An 18828-nucleotide genomic window follows, 5' to 3' on the forward strand; every position below is an offset into this window, starting at 1 on the left:
GCGCCTGTGCAACGGCGGTGCCGGGTCGGCTGGGCGGCTAATCAGTCGGCATGACGGGTGAAGTTCGTCGCCGCGGTGGATCCCCCCTCTCCCGAAATCGGAAGCGCGTGGTCCGATGGCCAGTGACCGGGGCGGCCAGGGCCTGGCCGCTCGAGGGCGTTAGCGCGCGCAGACGCACCGAGCCGGCGGGGGCCCCGCGCGCGCAGACGCACCTGGGCGCGAGGGAAGAGAAGCACGCCCCAGAAGAAGGAGCGCAGCGTGGGCATCAGCCGCCAGGGGGCCCGCAGCACCCGCCCCCAGAGGCGCAGGTTCAGGAGCAGGATGAGCAGCGGATGGCGCCACATCACGCGCATGGCGTTCCAGAAGACGTGGGCCACGAAGCGCAGCATGTAGCGCCGATAGAAGCGGGCCAGCTCGCGCAGCGGCAGCTCCGGGGTCTCCGCCATGGTCGGCGCGAGGAGCAGGTGCGGGATCTTTCCCTCCGCGTGGAGCGCGGCGGTGTCCACGAGGAGGCCCTGCTGCTCGCTCTGCGCGTGGAGCGGCGTGCCCGCGTAGGGCTTGAAGATCGAGAAGAACGGCACCGTGCCGTGGCGCCGGAAGCGCTCGAAGGCAAAGCGGTAGGTCTGCCGGACCGTGGCCCAGGTCTCGCCGGGCAGCCCGAAGATGAAGAGGGCGTTGTGGTCGATCCCCGCCGCGGAACAGGCGGTGAGCGTCCGATCGAGGTCCGCGAGGTCCAGCTCCTTGCGCACGATCGTGTCGAGCACGGTCTGCGAGCCGGACTCCACGCCGAACATCAGGTAGACGCACCCCGAGCGGCTGCAGAGGTCCACCAGCTCGGCGTCGAAGCGATCCGCGCGCACGCCGTTCGGCGTGTCCCAGGTGAGGCCCAGGTCGGCCTCCACGAGCTCTTCGAGCAACCGGCGGAGGCGCGGTCGATCGAGGGCCAGGTTGTCGTCCTCGAGGTGGACGTGGCGCACTCCATGGTGCCGCGACAGAGTGGTGAGCTGCTCGAGCACGTACTCGGGGCTGTGGGCGCGGAAGGCCTTGCCCATGGTGACCGGGACCGAGCAGAAGGTGCACGGGTAGGGGCAGCCGCGGCTCGTGGCGAGGTAGATCGCGCGGTCGGATCCCGGGTACTCGACGCTGATGCGCGAGGGGAAGCCGCGCCGCTTGAGCTCGAAGTAGCGCTCGAGCTCCACGTCGGCCCAGTCGAGAACGTAGTCGTCGAGCCGAGGTACCAGCTCGGGGGCGTTGCGCGCGAGCTCTCCGTCGGGGCGGCGCACGACCAGGCCCGGGGCAGAGGTGAACGCGTCTCCGCGTCCGACGGCGGCCAGCACCGCCTCGAGAGCGCGCTCCCCTTCCCCGACCACCGCCGCGTCGAGTCCCGGCGCCGCGGCGAGGTAGCGCTCGGCGTGCATGGAGACGTCGCTCCCGCCGGCGAGCACCACCGCGCCGGGGAGGGCCCTGCGCAGCGCGGAAATCGCCTCCACGGCCTCGTCGAAGAAGACCTCCGCGGCGACCCCCACGCCCACCACGTCGGGGGCGAAGGCGGCCGCGCGCGCGGCGACGCTCTCCGCATCCAGGCCGAAGCGCACGGGGCCCTTCGCCCGCCGGAGGGCCGCGTAGTCGGGCTCGGCCAGCGCGTCGAGTATCTGGACCTCCACGCCCGCAGCCCGACGCGCCGCCGCCGCGAGATAGAGGAGGCCGAGCGGAACCCCGACCCAGGGCCCGTCCGGGTAGACCAGGCTCGCGAAGCGTCCCGCGGGGCGCACGAGCAGGAGGCGCAGGGGTCGGGTCACGGCGCCACCGCGAGCGCGCGGCCGGGTGCGAGAGCGGGCTCCCGGCCGAGGCAGCGTTGCCAGAGCGAGGTCGGCGCGCGACGGGCGTCGAGGCCGATCTCGAGGCCGGCCTGCCGCGAGCTGAGCTCGACCACCTTGCGCCAGCGCAGCACGCGGCTCCGCTCCTCGAGGCGTACCTGCAGGTCTCCGGCGAGCGTCTCGTAGTTCACGAAGCGACCCCCGTCCGGGGTGTCGAGCTCGATGGGCAGAAACGCCTCGAGCGGCGCGCGCGCCTCGACGGTGATCCGGCGGCGACCGTCGCTCGCTTCCACGCGCCAGCCCCCCGGAAGCGGCTCGACGCGCGTCCCGTGCAGGTCAGTGCTGCGAAAGGCGTGCACGCGTCCCTCGTGGCGCAGGCCCACGCAGACCACGCTTCCCACCTCGACGCGGCGCATGGCGCGCGGAAGACCGCCGCCCACGACCAGCGCCGTCTCCGGCGCGTCGGCGAAGGTGTTGCAGGCGATCCAGAGCCAGTAGCGGGGAAAGGAGCTGCCCCAGTTGTGGTCCTGGTAGCCCGGGGCGCCGACGAGCTCGAGCCGCTCGCCGTCGAGCTCCACCACGCCGCTCACCCGCGCGTCGGCCTGCGCCGGGTGCCAGTGGATGTTCGACGCCGCGGGAAACCACGACACCCAGCCCGTGGCGGGAAAGCGCCAGCGCGTGGCGAAGCCGAGGTCCCAGCGCGCGCGATGGCCCTGCCCCGCCACCTCGCCGACCGCGCGGCAGGCCGTGGCGTGGCTCCGGCCGACGCGCACGTAGGTCGAGCTCGACGAGGCCTCGAAGCTCCGCACGGGGAGGCGCTCCACGAGGAGGAGCTTGCGGCGCGGAGCCCCGAAGATCAGGAAGGCCTGGCTCGCCCCGCTCCGCCCGGCGACGTCGGTGGGATTCACCACGCCGTAGGCGGCGAAGATCGCCTCGCCCGTGGCCGGCACGACGGCCTTGTAGTACCACCACTCGAACCAGGGCTGGCGGGCGGCGGGCCCGCGCGCATCGAGAGCCGACCGCCCCATGTAGACGTTCTGCGGGTCGACCTCGTGCGACCGGTCGCGCAGCAGGCGAACGGCCGGGGACCGAGGCGGCCCTTCCGCCGCGCGCACCCCGACCGCGCGCCGGTCTGCGACCCGGGGCGTGTCCGTGACATCCATGCTGGACTCTCCGGCTGCCGCCCCTGTGCACGCGGCGTGCCGCCCGGGACCGGCCCCCGCGCTTCGGGCCGGCGCCCCGCCCACTCTCCATGAGGCTGGCTCAGCCGCTGGCCTTTTCGACGTGGCCCCGCAGGCGGCGGCGGGCCGAGGTCCCGCGACCTCGCGCAACGGGCACCTGGCCACCGGCGCCACTCCGTCGCCGGCGACCGCTCAGGGCCGAAGGGGCCTCGCGCCCGGGCGCGTCAAAGGTAGTGCCCGCAGCGGGCCGGCGTCCCGCCGGGACCTGGCCCGAGGCAGGTCTCGAAACCGGCCGTGCGGCAGTCCACGGTATGCTTGCGGCCGTCCACGCAGACCACCAGGCCATCCTTCGCACACTCCCCCGCGAACGAGGCGTTGCACGCGTTGCCCGTCGCGCGACAGGGCAGGGTCCCGAGCGCCGTCGGATCACACGCGCCCGCCAGGAGGTTCTGCCCGCAGTCGACTGTGGCCAGCCTGCCCCCCACGCAATACTCCGCCAGGCCCCCGGTGCACCGAGGCCGCTCCGTCTCGCTGCACGCCGCGCCGGTCCCGCGGCAGAGCTGCGCCGAAGGAGTGCTCACGCAGGCGAGCCCGCTCGGGGCGCAGTCGAAGTCGAACGCCGCTCCGGCGCTGCAGTGCATCCCCTGGCTCCCCCTGCACTGGGTGAAGAGCATCGCCTCGCACGACGTCTTCGCGCAGGCTGCCCGCTGCATCCCCGTCGCGAGCGGCACGCAGTCGCTTCCGAAGCTGGCGCAGTCGAGCGAGCCAGCGCTCGTCACGACCGACGATCCCTTGCACGCCCCGCCCTCGACGATTCGCGAGAGCGCGAACAGGGTACCTCCAAAGCAGGCGCTCAGGGCCTTGCAGTCCGTGGCCCGCGCCGCGCACGAGAGGAGGCGATCGGCCAGCAGCGGATCGGCGTCCGAGCGCAGCCCCGAGGCGTACCAGTTCCGACGAGCGAACGCCGCCACGCAGGCCGAGGGGGTGCGCGGCATCCAGGTCACGGAGTTCGGAGAGCAGCTCACGGCGAGCGCACAGGCTCGCGCCACCGACGCGGGGAAGCCAGGGAGCACCGCGGAGCCACTGTCCGGCGAGGCCGCGTCCCCCCGCGCGTCGGCCCGCGCCTCGGCGTCCACCGCTGCCCCCGACTCTCGCGGCGCGGCGTCCCTCCCGCCGTCGAACGCCACGAGCCCGGTCCGCGCGCCGCAGCCGCACGCCCCGAGCCAGAACGCCACCATCATCACGCGCGCCGTGCCTTTCATGGGCCGAACGCTACCACAACGTCCCCGCGCCTGGCGGGCCTGGAGCACCAGCCTCATCGCGCGCCGCCCGGTTCTCGGGTCGCGCTACAATGATCCTCGATGCGTTCCCTGCCGCCGCGCGTTCTCCTCCTCGCGCTCTGCTCCCTCGTGGCGCAGGGGTGCACGAGCTCCGTCCCGGCGCCGAGCGACGGCGGCGCGATCGACGCCCTTCACGACGCGGGCCGCCCGGACGGTGCATCCGACGGCGCTGCACCGCTGCGCGACGGTACGACCGATCATCGGCTCGCGTTCGACGGCAGGCTTCCCCCCGACGGCCCGCGCCCCACCTCTCCCTGCTCCACGCCCCCCGCGCCGCTCCTCTCCGAGGACTTCGAGGGCACGCTCGCCGCCTGGACGGTGGCCCCGCACGCGCCTCCGGTCAACGAACCCGTCCTCCGCGCCGGCTGCGGCTACCGGAGCAATCGGTGCCTCGCGCTCGTCTTCGGGGACGGCTCGAACGCCCAGCACGTGATGATCTCGCGCAGCCTCCCCGGCAGCACCGACCTCCTCGTCCGGGTCTACTTCTACGACGATATGGACCCCACGCTCGGGTCGATGATCGAGGTGTCGAACGCAGCCGGCACGGGGGGGCTGGGCCTCGGGGTGGTGACGTCGCTCTATCCGTCGAGCTACGCGATCCGTTTCAACACCTTCGCCGGAACCAAGGACACGAAGGTCCCGCGCTCGGCCGGGTGGCACCTCTTCGAGCTCATCGTCACCGGCCAGGGGAGCTACGGGAAGGTGGACAACGTCCTCTTTCGCGAGGTCAACCCGAGCCTCACCTCGGCGAGCAAGGTCTCCTTCGTGGCCACCTGGAACCTCACGGGCCAGGCGATCTACGACCAGCTCGCGGTCCACCCGATCGACCGACGCCCCTGGCCCGCGCGCCTCTGCAGCGAGCTCGGCGCCTTCTACGACACCTACGGCAAGACCGACTTCAGCCCGCTCTATCCGACCCTCGGCACGGCGCTCCACAGCAACGACCTGCGCTCGCTCTTCGACACCGCCGGCGCCTTCGCCATCTACGGTCAGCGGGCCTCGGACGCGACGGCCCGGGCCCGCGGCAAGCAGCTCTTTCTCGACGGACTCGCGCACGGGCAGTGGGGCAAGATCAACGACTGGGCGCGCGGCGTGGCCCTCTCGTCGGTTGCGCGCGCGGCGCACCTCCTCTGGGCGGAGCTCGACGCGGCGACGCGGGCCAAGGTCCAGCAGCTCATGTTCGACAACGCGCAGCTCTACCTGGCGCGACTTCCCGAATCCGGCCACGTCGGCGACTCCAAGGCCGAGGAGAACGCCTGGCACGCCGACTTCCTGGCCGCAGTGCTGGTCTATTTCCCGGGCGTCCCGAACGCGGCCGCGCTCGAGGCCAAGCTGCGCTGCTTCGCCTATCACAGCATCACCCGCAGCACCGACGCCGCGTACTGCGGCCTGAAGACCCAGACCGTCTACGACACCTTCCTCCTCGAGAACCACAACAAGACGAGCCCGATCTACGCCGCGTCGACCATCCACCTTCTGGCCAAGCCCTATTTCACCTTCCGCGCCGCCGGCAGAGCCACCATCCCGGCCGAGCTCAGCCACAACGTCGCGCCCCTCTATCAGAAGCTCGCGACCTTCGTCGACCCGAACACCTTCCACTTCGTGAACGCCCCTGCCGACTGGAGCGGCGCGACCAACTCCTTCTGCAACAACCCCCTCGTCCTGGCCTACGCGGAGGCGCTCAAGGCGCCACCGGCGCTCGCCCTGCAGGACCTGTTCTCCAAGCGCAGCCTCTTCTACCGCGACCTGCCGAGCGAGTGGGTCAAGGCCCCGCCCGCGCGGCTCGCGAGCTTCAACCAGCTCGATCCGACGAGCGACGGCTATCGGTGGTTTCTGGACGCCAACGCGGCGGGAGGGGTCTTCGCGACAGCCATGGACCTGCTGGTCCCCTGAGCCCTGACGGGAAGGATCGCGGCCAGGGCGACCGCGTCTACAGCATGTTCAGCTCGAGCTTGGCGGCCTCGGTCATCAGGTCCGGCGACCAGGGCGGGTCCCAGACCACGTCCACCACCACCGTCGCGACGCCCGCGATCCCCTTCACCCGCTCCTCCACCTCGCCCGGCAGGCTCCCCGCCACCGGGCAGGCCGGCGAGGTGAGCGTCATGACGACCCGCACCTTGCCCGCCTCCTCGACGGCCACCTCGTAGATCAGCCCCAGGTCGTAGATGTTCACCGGGATCTCGGGGTCGAAGCAGGCCTTGAGCACCTCGACGACCTGCGCCCGGATCCCCTCTTTGCTGGTGGGTCCTATCTCCACGGCCATCTCCTCGCGCGTCACTCGGTGGTCACGGGCGCGCCCTCGTGGCGCAGCGCCGCCTGGAGGGTGTGCCACGGCAGGGTCGCGCACTTGACCCGCGCCGGGTACTCGCTCACGCCGCTGAACGCCTCCAGCTTGCCCAGGTCCACGTGGGGCTGCGCCTCGGCGCGCTCGCAGCTCTTGCACGGCTCGCCGGTCACGAGCTGGTGGAAGCGTTCGAAGAGGTCCTCCACCTCGGCCAGCGTCTTGCCCTTCAGACTCTCGGTCATCATCGACGCCGAGGCCTTCGAGATGGCGCAGCCCGACCCCACGAACCCGATGTCCTTCACCACGCCGCCTTCGAGGTCGAGATAGATCGTGACCTGATCGCCGCACAGGGGGTTGTAGCCGTCGGCGTGGCAGGTGGCGCACTCGAGCGCGCGGTAGTTCCTCGGCCGCTTGTTGTGGTCGAGAATCATCTCCTGGTAGAGGTCCCTCAGGTCGGAGCTCACGCGAACACCTCCCGTACCTTGTGGAGCGCTCGCACGAGCGCGTCGATCTCCCCCCGCGTGTTGTAGAAGGCCAGCGAGGCCCGCGCCGTGGCGGGCACGCCGTAGTGCTGCATCACCGGCTGCGCGCAGTGGTGGCCGGTCCTGATCGCCACCCCTTCGCGGTCCAGGATGGTCCCGATGTCGTGCGGGTGTATCCCCTCGAGCGCGAAGGAGACGACCCCCGCCTTCTCGCGCGCGCGGCCGATGAAGCGGAGACCCGGCACCTCGCCCAGCGCCGCCTCCGCGTAGCCGAGCAGCTCGTGCTCGTAGGCCGCCGCCCGTTCCACCCCCACGCGCTCCAGGTAGTCCACCGCCGCGCCGAGGCCGATCACGCCGGCGATGTGCGGCGTCCCCGCCTCGAACTTGGCCGGCAGGTCGGCGTAGGTCGTCTTGGCGAAGGTCACCGATTTGATCATGTCTCCGCCCCCCTGGTACGGGGGCATGGCCTCGAGGAGCTCGGCCCGCCCGTAGAGCACCCCCACCCCGGTCGGCCCGAAGAGCTTGTGCCCCGAGACGGCGTAGAAGTCGCAGCCGAGCGCCTGCACGTCCACCTCGAGGTGCGGGGCCGCCTGCGCTCCGTCGAGCAGCACCACCGCCCCCACCGCGTGCGCCAGCTCGACGGCGCGCCGCACGGGGTTCACCGTGCCGAGGGCGTTCGAGACGTGCACGAGCGAAAGGACCTTCGTACGCGGTCCGACGAGCCGCTCGAGCTCGTCGAAGCGGAGCTCCCCCGCGTCGTCGAAGGGACAGACCTTGAGGACCGCCCCGTGCGCCTCGCACGCCATCTGCCACGGCACGATGTTCGAGTGGTGCTCCATCTCGGAGATCACCACCTCGTCACCGGGGCGCAGGTGCTGCCGGCCGTAGCTCGAGGCCACGAGGTTGATCGCCTCCGTCGCCCCGCGCGTAAACACGATCTCCCGCGCGTACCGCGCCCCGAGGAAGCGCTGCACCTTCGCCCGGGCCGCCTCGAAGGCCGCCGTGGCGCGCTCGCTCAGCGCGTGCACCCCCCGATGCACGTTCGAGTAGTCGCGCGCGTAGACGCGCACCATCGCGTCGATCACCGCCTGCGGCGTCTGCGCCGAGGCCGCGCTGTCCAGATAGACCAGCGGTCGACCGTGAACCTCCTGGTGCAGCGCCGGGAAGTCGCCTCGCAGCAGCTCGACCTCTCCGGCCGATAGCGGCCGCACCAGCTCGTGGGGCGCGTGCGGCGGGCAGGGCTCGCCCGGGACGCTCGGCCGGCGCTCGCACTCGTCGCAGTCGGGGGAGAGATGCGGGGTCCAGGGGGTGGCCATCACTACCTCAGCTCTCCAGCAGGCCGGCGTGCAGACAGCCCTCGAGCTGGCTCCGCAGGGCCGGCAGGCGCACGGCGTCGACCAGCTCCTGCGCGAAGGCCGCGACCAGCATGCGTCGCGCCTCGGCCTCGCCCACCGCGCGCGCGCGCAGATAAAAGAGCTGCTCCTCATCCAGATGTCCGACGGTGGCTCCGTGCGTGCAGCGCACGTCGTCCGCGAAGATCTCCAGCTGCGGCTTGGTGTAGATCTGGGCCTCCTCCGAGAGCAGCAGGTTCATGTTGCGCTGCTTGGCGTCGGTCTTCTGCGCTCCGGGCCAGACGTAGATCTTGCCGTTGAAGACCCCCTTCGCCCCTCCGCCGAGGATCCCCTTGTAGAGCTCGTGACTCGTACACGACGGCTGGCCGTGGTCGATGCGCGTGTGGTTGTCCACGTGCTGCTCGCCCCCCGCCAGGTAGAGCCCGTTCAGGCTGCACTCCGCCCCCGCCCCGTCGAGCCGCACCTGGAGGTCGTTCCGCACGAGTCCGCCCCCGAAGGAGAAGCTGTGCGAGACAAAGCGTGCCGCCCGGGCCAGACTCACCTGCAGCGTGGCGACGTGCAGGGCCGTAGCTCCCTCGCAGAGGACCTTGTGATGCTCGACCGAGGCCCCCTCGCGCACCACTACCTCGGAGACGACGTTGGTCCAGCTCGGCGCCGCCCCGAAAGAGAGGTAGCTCTCCACGAGCTTCACCTGGGCGCCGCGCTCCACGACCACGAGCTGCCGCGGGTGCGAGGCGGTCGGGGCAGCCTCCCCCGTGGCCACGTGAAGGATTTGGATGGGCCGTTCTAGAACGACTCCCGGAGCCACGTACACCAGCGCGCCGTCCTGCATCAGCGCCGTGTTCAGCGCCACGAAGGCCTGCTGCGCGAAGCTGGCGTGCCGTCCGAGCTCCTCCGTCGTGGGGTGGGGTTCTTTGCCCAGGAGGGCCTGCCCCAGGCTCCGCACCTCGACCCCCGCGGGGAGGTCCGAGAGGCGCGAGAGCGACCAGGCCGGCACACCCCCGACGAGCACGAGCACCGGGCAGGCCGGCAGCACCCACGGCGCGAGCTGCTCGGCCGTCACCGCGGAGGCCGCCTGCTCGTCCCGCGCGACGTACCTGTGCCGGGTGATCGGCGCGACGCTCGTGTACTTCCACTCTTCGTCCTTGACGGTGGGAAAGCCCAGCTCGCCGAAGCGCGCCATGGCCCGTTCGCGCTGCTCTCCCACCCAGGGGGGCTCGACCCCGGCCACGCTCCGCTTCAGCTCACCGAAGGCCTGCTCGACGTACGCTCTGGCTTCCATCTCTGCCGCCTACGCCTCTGCAGCCTTCTCGACCCAGCCGTAGCCGCGGGCCTCCAGCTCGAGCGCGAGCTCCTTGCCCCCCGTGCGCACGATGCGTCCGCCGGCGAGCACGTGCACCACGTCCGGCACGATGTAGTCGAGCAGCCGCTGGTAGTGCGTGATCACCAGCATGGCCCGCTCGGGGCTGCGCAGCGCGTTCACGCCGCGCGCCACGACCTGCAGCGCGTCGATGTCGAGGCCCGAGTCGGTTTCGTCGAGGATTGCGAGCGCTGGCTCTAGAACGGCCATCTGGAAGATCTCGTTGCGCTTCTTTTCCCCGCCGGAGAACCCCTCGTTTACCGCGCGCTTGAGCAGTGCGTCGTCGAGCTCCACCAGCTTCATGCGCTCGCGGACCAGCGCGAGGAAGTCCATCGCGTCGAGCTCCGGGAGGCCGCGGTGCTTGCGCACGGCGTTGAGCGCCGTCTTGAGGAAGTAGGAGTTGCCCACCCCCGGCAGCTCCACGGGGTACTGGAAGGCGAGGAAGATGCCGGCACGCGCGCGCTCCTCGACGGGCATGGCGAGCAGGTCCTGGCCGAGGTAACTCACGCTGCCGCCGGTGACCTGGAAGGTGTCCCGCCCCGCGAGCACCTGCGCGAGCGTGCTCTTCCCCGAGCCGTTCGGCCCCATGATGGCGTGGACCTCGCCCGGACGGACGGTCAGGTCGATCCCCTTGAGGATCGGCTTCCCCTCGACGCTGGCCTGCAGATTGCGAATCTCGAGCATCTTCTGTCTCCGTCGTGCCGGCGCTAGCCGACGCTCCCTTCGAGGCTCACCCCGAGGAGTCTCTGAGCTTCCACCGCGAACTCCATCGGCAGCTCGCGGAACACTTCCTTGCAGAACCCGTTCACGATCATCGAGACCGCGTCCTCCTTCGAGATCCCGCGCTGCCCGAGGTAGAAGAGCTGGTCCTCCCCGATGCGCGAGGTCGTGGCCTCGTGCTCCACCTTGGCCGTCGGGTTCTTCACCTCGAGATAGGGGAAGGTGTGCGCGCCGCACTTGTCCCCGAGGAGGAGCGAGTCGCACTGCGAGTAGTTGTGCGCGCCCACGGCGCCCTTGTTGATCCGCACCAGGCCGCGATAGCTCTGCTGCCCTCGCCCGGCGGAGATCCCCTTCGAGACGATGGTGCTGCGGGTGTGCTTGCCGAGGTGGATCATCTTGGTGCCCGTGTCGGCCTGCTGCAGGTGGTTCGTCAGAGCCACCGAGTAGAACTCGCCGACGGAGTGGTCCCCCTGGAGGATCACGCTCGGGTACTTCCAGGTGATGGCCGACCCGGTCTCCACCTGGGTCCAGGAGATCTTGGACCGCTCGCCGCGGCACGCCCCGCGCTTGGTGACGAAGTTGTAGATGCCTCCGCGCCCCTCCTCGTCGCCCGGGTACCAGTTCTGCACGGTGGAGTACTTGATCGTGGCGTGGTCGAGCGCCACGAGCTCCACCACCGCCGCGTGGAGCTGGTTCTCGTCGCGCATCGGGGCCGTGCACCCCTCGAGGTAGCTCACGCTCGCCCCCTCGTCGGCGACGATCAGCGTGCGTTCGAACTGTCCGGTCTTCGCGGCGTTGATGCGGAAGTAGGTGGAGAGCTCCATCGGGCACCGCACCCCTTTGGGCACGTAGACGAAGGAGCCGTCGGTGAAGACCGCCGAGTTGAGCGCGGCGTAGAAGTTGTCGGTGTGCGGGACCACGCTGCCGAGGTACCGCTGCACCAGCTCCGGGTGCTCGCGCACCGCCTCGGAGAAGGAGCAGAAGACGATGCCGAGCTCGGCCAGCTTCCCCTTGAAGGTGGTGGCCACCGAGACGCTGTCGAAGACCGCGTCCACCGCCACGCCGGCCAGGATCTTCTGCTCGTGGAGCGGGATGCCGAGCTTATCGTAGGTGGCGAGGAGCTTCGGGTCCACCTCGTCGAGGCTCCCCTTGGTGGCCTGGGCCTTCGGCGCCGAGTAGTAGACGATGGCCTGGAAATCGATCGGCGGGTAGTGCACGTTGGCCCACTTCGGCGGGCCGTCGCGCAGGGTGAGCCAGTAGCGGTAGGCCTTGAGGCGCCACTCGAGCATGAACTCGGGTTCGTCCTTCTTGGCCGAGATGACACGGATGATCTCCTCGGAGAGGCCGGGCGGAACGGCATCCGCGTCGATGTCCGTGACGAATCCGTACTTGTATCGCTGCTGCGCCAGGTCTTGAATGAGGGTGCTATCGGAACTCATAGGGCTTCCTCTCCTCGCGCGCTCGCCGGGCCGGCCGCGAGCGACGCGGAGGCCCGGTGGGGCTCGGCACGGCGCGGGAGCGGATGGGCCATCTCCTCGAGAGTGATGTGATCGAGCGCGTCCCGGACGGCCTCGTCGATGCGGCGCCAGTTCCCGCGCGTGGGGCAAAAGGGCTCGCGTCCGCAGCCCGTGGCGTTCACCGCGCACTGCGTGATGGCGATCGGCCCCTCGAGCGCGGTGATGATCTGTCCGACGGTCACCTGCGCGGGCGTCCGGGCCAGCCGATAGCCGCCGTTCACCCCGCGGTGCGAGGTGAGCAGCCCGTCCCGGGCCAGGGCCTTCAGGATCTTCGTGACCGTGGGCAGCGGCAGGGAGGCCTCCTGCGCCAAATCGCGCGCGGAGAGCACGGGGTCCTCGGGCAGCCCCTTCGCAAAGAGCGTCATGAGGACGATTCCGTAGTCGGCCTGCTTGGTCATGCGCATCATGAGGTCGTCTCCGTGGGATCCTCTCCGGGCGTCCTCGGCCGTCGTCGAACGCACCAGGCTCCGACGACCGCGCTCTTTACTAAATGGGACCCGTCAAGTCCAGTACCAAAAATGGTCTATATCCGGCCCACACAAATAGTACTGATGTTGGTCTCTATTGCAACCTGGGCTGGTGCGGGCTGTTCGCAGCCGTCCGGCGGGGACGCTGACGCCGGGGCCCAGGACGGCGGCGGCCTGCCGAGTAACCGGATATTTCACGCGAAAGGCCCGTTCGAGCGGCTCGAGCTTCCCCCGGGCGCCCTCCGGCTGCGGCGCCTCTTTCCGACCGCGTCCGCGCCCGGGGAGCGCTTCCCCGGCTGCCTCTGGGCCTCGCCCCTGCTGCACGGCACGGGCCCCGCCGCGGTAGTCGTGGCCGCGGAGAGCGGTGGCACCATCGCGGGGCTCGACCCCGAGACGGGCCGGGCCCGCTTCCGCGTGCAGCTCCCCGCCGGGAAGGACGAGGACCCCTTCGCCATGGCCACGCCGGTGTTTGTGGGGGATCAGCTCGTCGTGGCCTATCACACGGTGGACCCGCCGGCGGGCGAGTCCCCCGGCGCGCATTCTCACCACCCCTCGGATCCGCGACGACGGCAGCTCGCCGCCGTGGTGGACCTCGCCGGTCGACGGATGAACCCGGCGTACCCGCCCCTCGAGCTCCGGGCCGAAGTCCTCGGCCACGGCCGCCCACCTCGCGTGCCTTTTCTGGCCTCGAATTCCCTCGCTCGTGGGGCGCTCGTGCACGCGACGCCGCGCGGCGATCCCGACGGGCGCGTGTACGTGACCTACGGTAACGCGCAGGACCTCCAGCCCTGGCACGGCTGGGTCTTCGAGCTCTCGCTCGGGGCGTGGCGCGCGCGCGGCGCCGGGGCCGCGATCTCCTCGGTGCTCGTCACCACACCCGAGAGGGAGTGCGGGCCCCCCGGCTCGTCGGGCTCGCGCACCCGCATCTGCGGCGGCGGGCTCTGGTCCCCGTCGGGACCGCTCCTCGTGCCCGACGCAAAAGAGGGCTACGCGCTCATCCTCTCGCCCGGCAACGGTCAGCTCGACCTGTCGCGCCGCGACTACGCGAACACGCTGATGCGGGTGCGACCGGGCCTCGACTTCGACCCCGCTTGCCACGCCGAGGCGTGCGCACGCTTCGACCCCGACGAGCCGAGCCCGGCCTGCGTCGCGTCGTGCCGGGACCTCTTCGTGCCGCGGCTGCTCCCCGGGCAAGCGCCTCCGCGGCCGGCGAATGGGCTGTGCGACGGGCTGACCCTCTTTCAGTGCTGGGAGCGCATGGACTACGTCGGGGGCAGCACGCCGGCGAGGGTCCTCCTTCCGTCGGGGCGTGCGGTGCTCGCGTACCCGACGAAGGACGGGCACGTCTACCTCGTGGACGAGGCGCAGCTCGGGACCCTCCACGACCGCGCGCAGGCGGTGGAGATCTGCGGCGCGCCCGGAGACAAGTGCCTCTGGGGCTGGGCCGGAATGATCGTCACGCAGCCGGCGGTCGCGGCGTCGCTCGCGGAGCCGCTCCTCCTCGTGCCGACCTTCATGCCGGACGCGACGCACCCCGCGGGCGTGGTGGCCTTCGCCGTGGTGGAGCACGACGGTCGACCGCGGCTCGAGCGAAGGTGGGAGGCGCCCCCGTTCCACACGGAGGCCGCGCGACAACGCTTCCGGCGACACCCCTCGCGGCTTCGGCTGGCGCGGGTCGGGCCGTCGCACGAGGAGGTCGGGTTCCTCGTCGAGACCGGCGAGCCGGGGCAGAAGGGTCGCCTCCTCGCGGTGCGCGCCGCCGACGGCGCGATCCTCGCGGACGTGCCGCTCGCCGGCCCGGGGGTGCGCTTCTCGCTGCCGCTCGTGCGAGACGACGTGGTGTACGTGGGGTCCTGCGATTCGGACAGCGGGCCGAGCCACCTCGAGGCCTACCGGGTCGAACGTCTCGCCGCTGCGGCTGCCCCTGCCCCCGCCCCGGCGCAGGCTCAGTAGCCAGGCCTCTCAGCCCCGGAGCCCCGGAAGGCCCCCTTAGGAGGCCAAAGTGCCGAGATCGCACGCTCGAGCCGGCGGCACGGGGCCTGCTTTGGTGCCAGGGGATGTCGTTGTCGCACCCCCGCATCGTGCTGCGTCTCGCCCGGCTGATGCCGCTCGCCGGGATCGCCGGACTCGTCGCCGCGGCGCCGGTGCAGGCCCGACAGGGGGATCGCCAGCCCGCGGCCGAGCAAGCGGTCCTCATGTCGCTCAAGCCGGTCTGGGCCGAGCGCATGTTCGTGACCGGCACGAAGCGCTTCGAGCTGCGCAAGAACCGCCCCGGCTGGCACGAAGGCACCCAGGTGCTGATCTACGCCTCGACCGACGACGGCAAGCAGCAGCCGCGGCGGGTGGCGAAGCGCGCGCTCGTCGGGAGCTTCGTGACCGGCAAGATCTACGAGGGCTCGCCCCTCGAGCTGTGGCTCACCCTTGGCGCGGCGGCCGACGGCGTCGAAGGATACTTCCGCGACGTGGAGCGCGGGTACGCCATCGAGGTCACCGACCCTCGGCGGCTCGCGCGCCCGGTTCCGCTCGAGGAGCTCCGAGAGCGCGCCCCCGGCTTCGTCCCGCCGCAGAGCCTGCAGTACCTCCGCCCCGGCGAGGCCACGCTCTGGCAGGCCCTCGAGGAGAGCCGTCGAGGCTCCGGGCCCGAGCCGCAGCCCGCGCGAGTGCGAGGACCCCTGGCCGCCGACGACCCGCGCATCGAGGGTGCGCCGCCGCGCCGGGCCGCCGCCAACGCGCAGCCGCTCTTCGTCTACCACCCGGACGTGGTCTTCGCCCGCCAGGGAGGCGCCCTGCGCACGACGGCGCACACCAAGCCGCGCGAGGTGCACGACGCGCTCCTCGCCGAGGGCCTCGCGGCCGCGGCGCAGATCCTGCGGCCCGGTCGACTCTCCGTCGAGGATCTCTTGCGCGCTCACAGCGCGCGCTACGTGCAAGCGGTGCTCACGGGCGAGGGGCGCCTGGCCATGACCCAGGGCTTCTTCGGCGGCTGGGCCCCCGAGGTCGCGCGGCACGCGCTGGCCTCCGCCGCGGGAAGCTACGAGGCGGCACGCCTGGCCCTCGATCGCGGAACCATCGTCGGGCACCTGGCCTCGGGGAGCCACCACGCGAGCCTGCACATGGGCGACGGCTTCGGCACCTTCAACGGACCGGTGGTGGCGGCGAAGAAGCTGCAAGCCGAAGGTCGCGCGCGACGCGTGTTGATCGTGGACGGGGACCTCCACTTCGGCAGCGGCACGAGCCAGCTCACCCTCGGTGACCCGAGCCTCGCGTACTATGCCGTCTACGGCGTGCCCACGGGGAGCGTGCGCGAGACGACCACGAACGTGGCGCGACCGGTGCCGCGCGGGGCCTCCCCCGAGGAGTACCTGGCCACCTTCGCGAGCGGCCTCGAGGAGCTCGTCGATCGCTTCCAGCCCGAGGTGATCCTCTATAACGCGGGGGCGGACCCCTATCACTCGGACCCCGTGAACCGCGCCGCGAACCTGCAGGCCGGGCGGCGCACGCTCTTCCTGAGAGACACCTTCCTCTTCGCGCTCGCGCGGAGTCGGGGCATCCCCGTGGCCTGGGAGCTCGGCGGCGGCTACACGCCGGACCGGCGTCGCCTGGTGGAGCTCCACCTGAACACCGCGCGCGCGGCCAAGGAGGTGCTGGCGCAGGTTCGACCCGGCACCGCGCTGCGGCGCGTGGCGGGGATGGACGCGATGACCTGGTCGGTGCAGCACGGGGCCCCCACCTTCCCGCGCTGGCAGGTAGGGCAAGCGCGCGCGCAGGAGCTCCTCGGACCCGGGCCCGAGGCGGTCCCCGAGGAGCGCCTCGTCAAGCTCGTGCGCGGACGAACCCGCGGGCTCACGCCGCGACCGGGAGAGATCGCCGAGCGCCAGCTCGAAGAGGCCATGGGCGAGCTCTTCGGCGGTCCGCCGCGCCCGCGCCGCGCACCCGCGGAGGCGCAGGTCGAACAGGTCGGCGACGGGGATTTCTGCCCGCTGCCCGAGCGGCCGGCCCCCGCTCCGCGGCGAGCGCCCGCCAAGCCGCGCTAGCGCACGGCGACGACGCGCAACGCCGGCGCTCGTCGCTCCCCGCGGCACCTACATTGCGGCACAGATCGTCCTGGTCCCCACCTTGCATTTCACTCCCGCGTCGCCGACGCGACCCGGGAGGCTCGATGCAGCCCAGCAGGAAAGACAGCCCGTCCCCCGAGCAGCCAGCCGCGGTCAGCCCCTTCTGGTGCGCGGTGGCCCCGCGCGAACGCGTCGGGCCGCGGCTTCTGACCCCGCCTCGAAGCTCTCCGCCGAGGACGCTCCCACCGTCGAGAAACGTGGTCCAGAGCCGCCACGTGGGCGCGGTCACCGCGCCGGGCTACGAGGCGAAGCACCCGGGCCCCGGCCGCACCTCCACGGCGGAGGTCGCGCGCCTCGCGAGGCAGTCGCTGAAGGCGCCTCCGCCGCGCGAGGACTCGGTCCCGCAGACTGGGGGCACGATCCCCATCCCGGGGGCGGATGGAGTCCCACCCGTAGCGCCCGCGCTACCCGCGGGGATCGCGCCACCGCCCCTGCCGATGGGCCTGCTCCCGCCCGCGCACCCGAGAAACGCGACCACGACGGGCGCGACCATCCCGGCGACCAGCGCGAGCACGCGAGCGGCACGCCGCATCGCACGCCTCGTCGAACGAGCGCACGAGCGCCTGCGACGCCTCGAGCTCCACGCCCGCGCGAGAGGGCTACGCGCGCGGTGGATGGGCCTTCCGCGGAGGACCCGCTGGGCCGCGGGGGTCGGCGCCGGGGTGAGCCTGGCCATCTTCTCCGTCGCGCTGGGCCTCGCGCTGCGGGGTTCCACGGCGCAGGCCAACACGACGCCGCTCGTGCTCGTCCCCCAATCCAGCGCAGCCGCAGACGACGGCGAGACGCGCAGCCCGACGCCGCGGAGTGGCCGCGCGCTCCGTGCGATCGCACCTGGACCCGCGCTGGGTAGCCACGTCGGGCAACGCGTCCCGGAATCTCCGCAGCAAGCCCTCGAGACCAGCGCCGAGGAAGATCGCGCGCTCCGCCAGCCCCGCCCCCGCGCGCCGGTCGCCCCGAAGGGCGTGCGCATCCGCTACGACCGCGCCCGCGACGTCGTGGAGATCTACCTGCCCGACGGCGCGGAGACGCAGGTCGAGCTGAAGCGCGACCCGCAGCCGAAGAGCCGCGCGAAGGCCGGCAAGCGCCCCACCCGACCGCGGCGCTAAACCCGGTCTCCCTGGCCCCGATCCATCCCCCCGAGATGCGCTGCCCATGGGACCGCTCGCCCACCTGCGGCCCGCGGCCCCGCCCCTTCCGCTCTGCAGCCTGAGGATCCGCTGCCTTCTGAGCGAACCGAGCGCCTGGCGTGCGTGGACCGGCGCTTGCACATTCGCCCCGCCGATGCGCAACGGAGACTCGATGAGACACGGAAGCTTCGCGACGCTGCTGCTGCTGAGTCTGACCGCCTGCCCCGGGTCGAACCCCGCGCTCGACCCGGCCCTCAACGCGGGAGGGGAAGACCCCTACGCGGCCTGCACGGACCCCGAGAAGTGCTGCCCCGAGGCGCAGCGCACCTGCGTTGGGAGCCCCGACACGGGGCTGGTGTGCAGCTGCCAGTCGCTCTGGGACTGCAGCAAGAACCCGAGCAAGTGCGAGTCCGAGATCCCCACGCCACCGCCAGGCGGAGGGGCCTGGAGGTGCACCTGGAGCGAACAGAAATACACCTGCGCGCAGAGCGGCGAGGCGAACACTCCTCCGCCCTCGGGCGGGGGCTGGAGCTGCAGCTTCGACAGTAAGAGCGGCGCGTGGATCTGCACGATGACGTACGTGCCGACGCCCACCAACCAGCCCGGAGGCACCGGCGGCTGGAGGTGCTCCGTCGTGGAGGAGCTGAAAAAGCTCGTCTGCAAGAAGATCGAAACCGCCACGCCGGGCCAGGGCCCCGACGCCGGCACGGGCTCGACTCCCACGCCGCCGCCCACCAGCCCTCCGCGACGCGACGGAGGCTTCAAGTGGCCGCTTCCCACGCGCCCCGACGCAGGAACGACGACCCCTCCCCCGACGAGCCCCGGCACCGAGTGCATCCCCGGGCAGAAGATGTGGTGCGACGGCGAGCAGTACTGCGGCTGGGGGATGGTGGAGTGCCTCGCCGACGGCAAGTGGAAGAGCAAGCTCGTGAACGGCAGGCGCGTCATCGACTGTCAGGAGCGCTCCGACGGCAAGCGGCCGAACACGCCGTGCGCCTGCTACAACGTCTACTTCGAGCCCAAGTGCTGCGAGCAGGCGAACTGCATCCTCCCCGCGGGGACCGAC

At 71.8% G+C, this 18828-nt stretch carries 15 protein-coding genes; 5 read left to right on the top strand and 10 right to left on the bottom strand.

Going from position 1 to position 18828, the window contains the following annotated elements; all coding sequences use genetic code 11:
* Positions 1-41: 41 nt before the first annotated feature.
* The 3 genes from IT371_30015 to IT371_30025 all read right to left on the bottom strand — a co-directional run bounded on the left by IT371_30015 (position 42) and on the right by IT371_30025 (position 4260).
* Positions 42-1799 (bottom strand): cobalamin-dependent protein, encoded by a 1758-nt coding sequence (locus IT371_30015; protein MCC6751928.1) that lies wholly within the window; start codon positions 1797-1799, stop codon positions 42-44.
* On the bottom strand, positions 1796-2980 hold the full coding sequence (locus IT371_30020) for a hypothetical protein (protein MCC6751929.1): 1185 nt from the start codon (positions 2978-2980) through the stop codon (positions 1796-1798). Before IT371_30020 ends, IT371_30015 begins: the two co-directional genes overlap by 4 nt.
* A gap of 242 nt (positions 2981-3222) precedes the next feature.
* Positions 3223-4260 carry a hypothetical protein gene (locus IT371_30025; GenBank protein ID MCC6751930.1) on the bottom strand — a complete coding sequence of 346 codons (1038 nt, stop codon included), beginning with the start codon at positions 4258-4260 and terminating at the stop codon, positions 3223-3225.
* A gap of 99 nt (positions 4261-4359) precedes the next feature.
* Between IT371_30025 and IT371_30030 the strand changes: the two genes are divergently transcribed.
* Positions 4360-6231 (top strand): hypothetical protein, encoded by a 1872-nt coding sequence (locus IT371_30030; protein ID MCC6751931.1) that lies wholly within the window; start codon positions 4360-4362, stop codon positions 6229-6231.
* A 37-nt stretch (positions 6232-6268) separates the two neighbouring features.
* Here IT371_30030 and IT371_30035 read toward each other — a convergent pair whose 3' ends face one another.
* From IT371_30035 to IT371_30065, 7 genes are read right to left on the bottom strand one after another with little or no spacing between them, the layout of a single operon-like run.
* Positions 6269-6601, bottom strand: a complete 333-nt coding sequence (locus IT371_30035) for a DUF59 domain-containing protein (protein ID MCC6751932.1) — start codon at positions 6599-6601, stop codon at positions 6269-6271.
* Positions 6602-6612: 11 nt separating this feature from the next.
* Positions 6613-7086, bottom strand: coding sequence for an SUF system NifU family Fe-S cluster assembly protein (locus tag IT371_30040; GenBank protein ID MCC6751933.1), 474 nt, complete (start codon positions 7084-7086; stop codon positions 6613-6615).
* Positions 7083-8420: a cysteine desulfurase gene (locus tag IT371_30045; GenBank protein MCC6751934.1), complete on the bottom strand. Its 1338-nt coding sequence runs from the start codon at positions 8418-8420 to the stop codon at positions 7083-7085. The genes IT371_30040 and IT371_30045 overlap by 4 nt, the downstream gene beginning before the upstream one ends.
* Positions 8421-8427: 7 nt before the next feature.
* Positions 8428-9738, bottom strand: a complete 1311-nt coding sequence (sufD, locus tag IT371_30050) for a Fe-S cluster assembly protein SufD (protein MCC6751935.1) — start codon at positions 9736-9738, stop codon at positions 8428-8430.
* A 9-nt stretch (positions 9739-9747) separates the two neighbouring features.
* Positions 9748-10500 (bottom strand): Fe-S cluster assembly ATPase SufC, encoded by a 753-nt coding sequence (gene sufC, locus IT371_30055; protein ID MCC6751936.1) that lies wholly within the window; start codon positions 10498-10500, stop codon positions 9748-9750.
* Between the two features lie 23 nt (positions 10501-10523).
* A complete protein-coding gene (sufB, locus tag IT371_30060; protein ID MCC6751937.1) occupies positions 10524-11975 on the bottom strand; it encodes a Fe-S cluster assembly protein SufB in 1452 nt (483 codons plus the stop codon).
* A complete protein-coding gene (locus IT371_30065; protein MCC6751938.1) occupies positions 11972-12460 on the bottom strand; it encodes an SUF system Fe-S cluster assembly regulator in 489 nt (162 codons plus the stop codon). Before IT371_30065 ends, sufB begins: the two co-directional genes overlap by 4 nt.
* 144 nt (positions 12461-12604) lie before the next feature.
* Here IT371_30065 and IT371_30070 point away from each other — a divergent pair, with 144 nt between their 5' ends.
* The 4 genes from IT371_30070 to IT371_30085 all read left to right on the top strand — a co-directional run.
* Positions 12605-14473, top strand: a complete 1869-nt coding sequence (locus IT371_30070; GenBank protein MCC6751939.1) for a hypothetical protein — start codon at positions 12605-12607, stop codon at positions 14471-14473.
* A gap of 104 nt (positions 14474-14577) precedes the next feature.
* Positions 14578-16554 carry a hypothetical protein gene (locus tag IT371_30075; GenBank protein ID MCC6751940.1) on the top strand — a complete coding sequence of 659 codons (1977 nt, stop codon included), beginning with the start codon at positions 14578-14580 and terminating at the stop codon, positions 16552-16554.
* 278 nt (positions 16555-16832) lie between these two features.
* Positions 16833-17741, top strand: a complete 909-nt coding sequence (locus IT371_30080; protein MCC6751941.1) for a hypothetical protein — start codon at positions 16833-16835, stop codon at positions 17739-17741.
* Positions 17742-17934: 193 nt separating this feature from the next.
* Positions 17935-18828, top strand: an 894-nt coding sequence (locus IT371_30085) for a hypothetical protein (protein ID MCC6751942.1), incomplete at its 3' end; no start/stop codon positions are given.

This window comes from Deltaproteobacteria bacterium, assembly GCA_020848905.1.
Classification (GTDB): Bacteria; Myxococcota_A; Polyangia.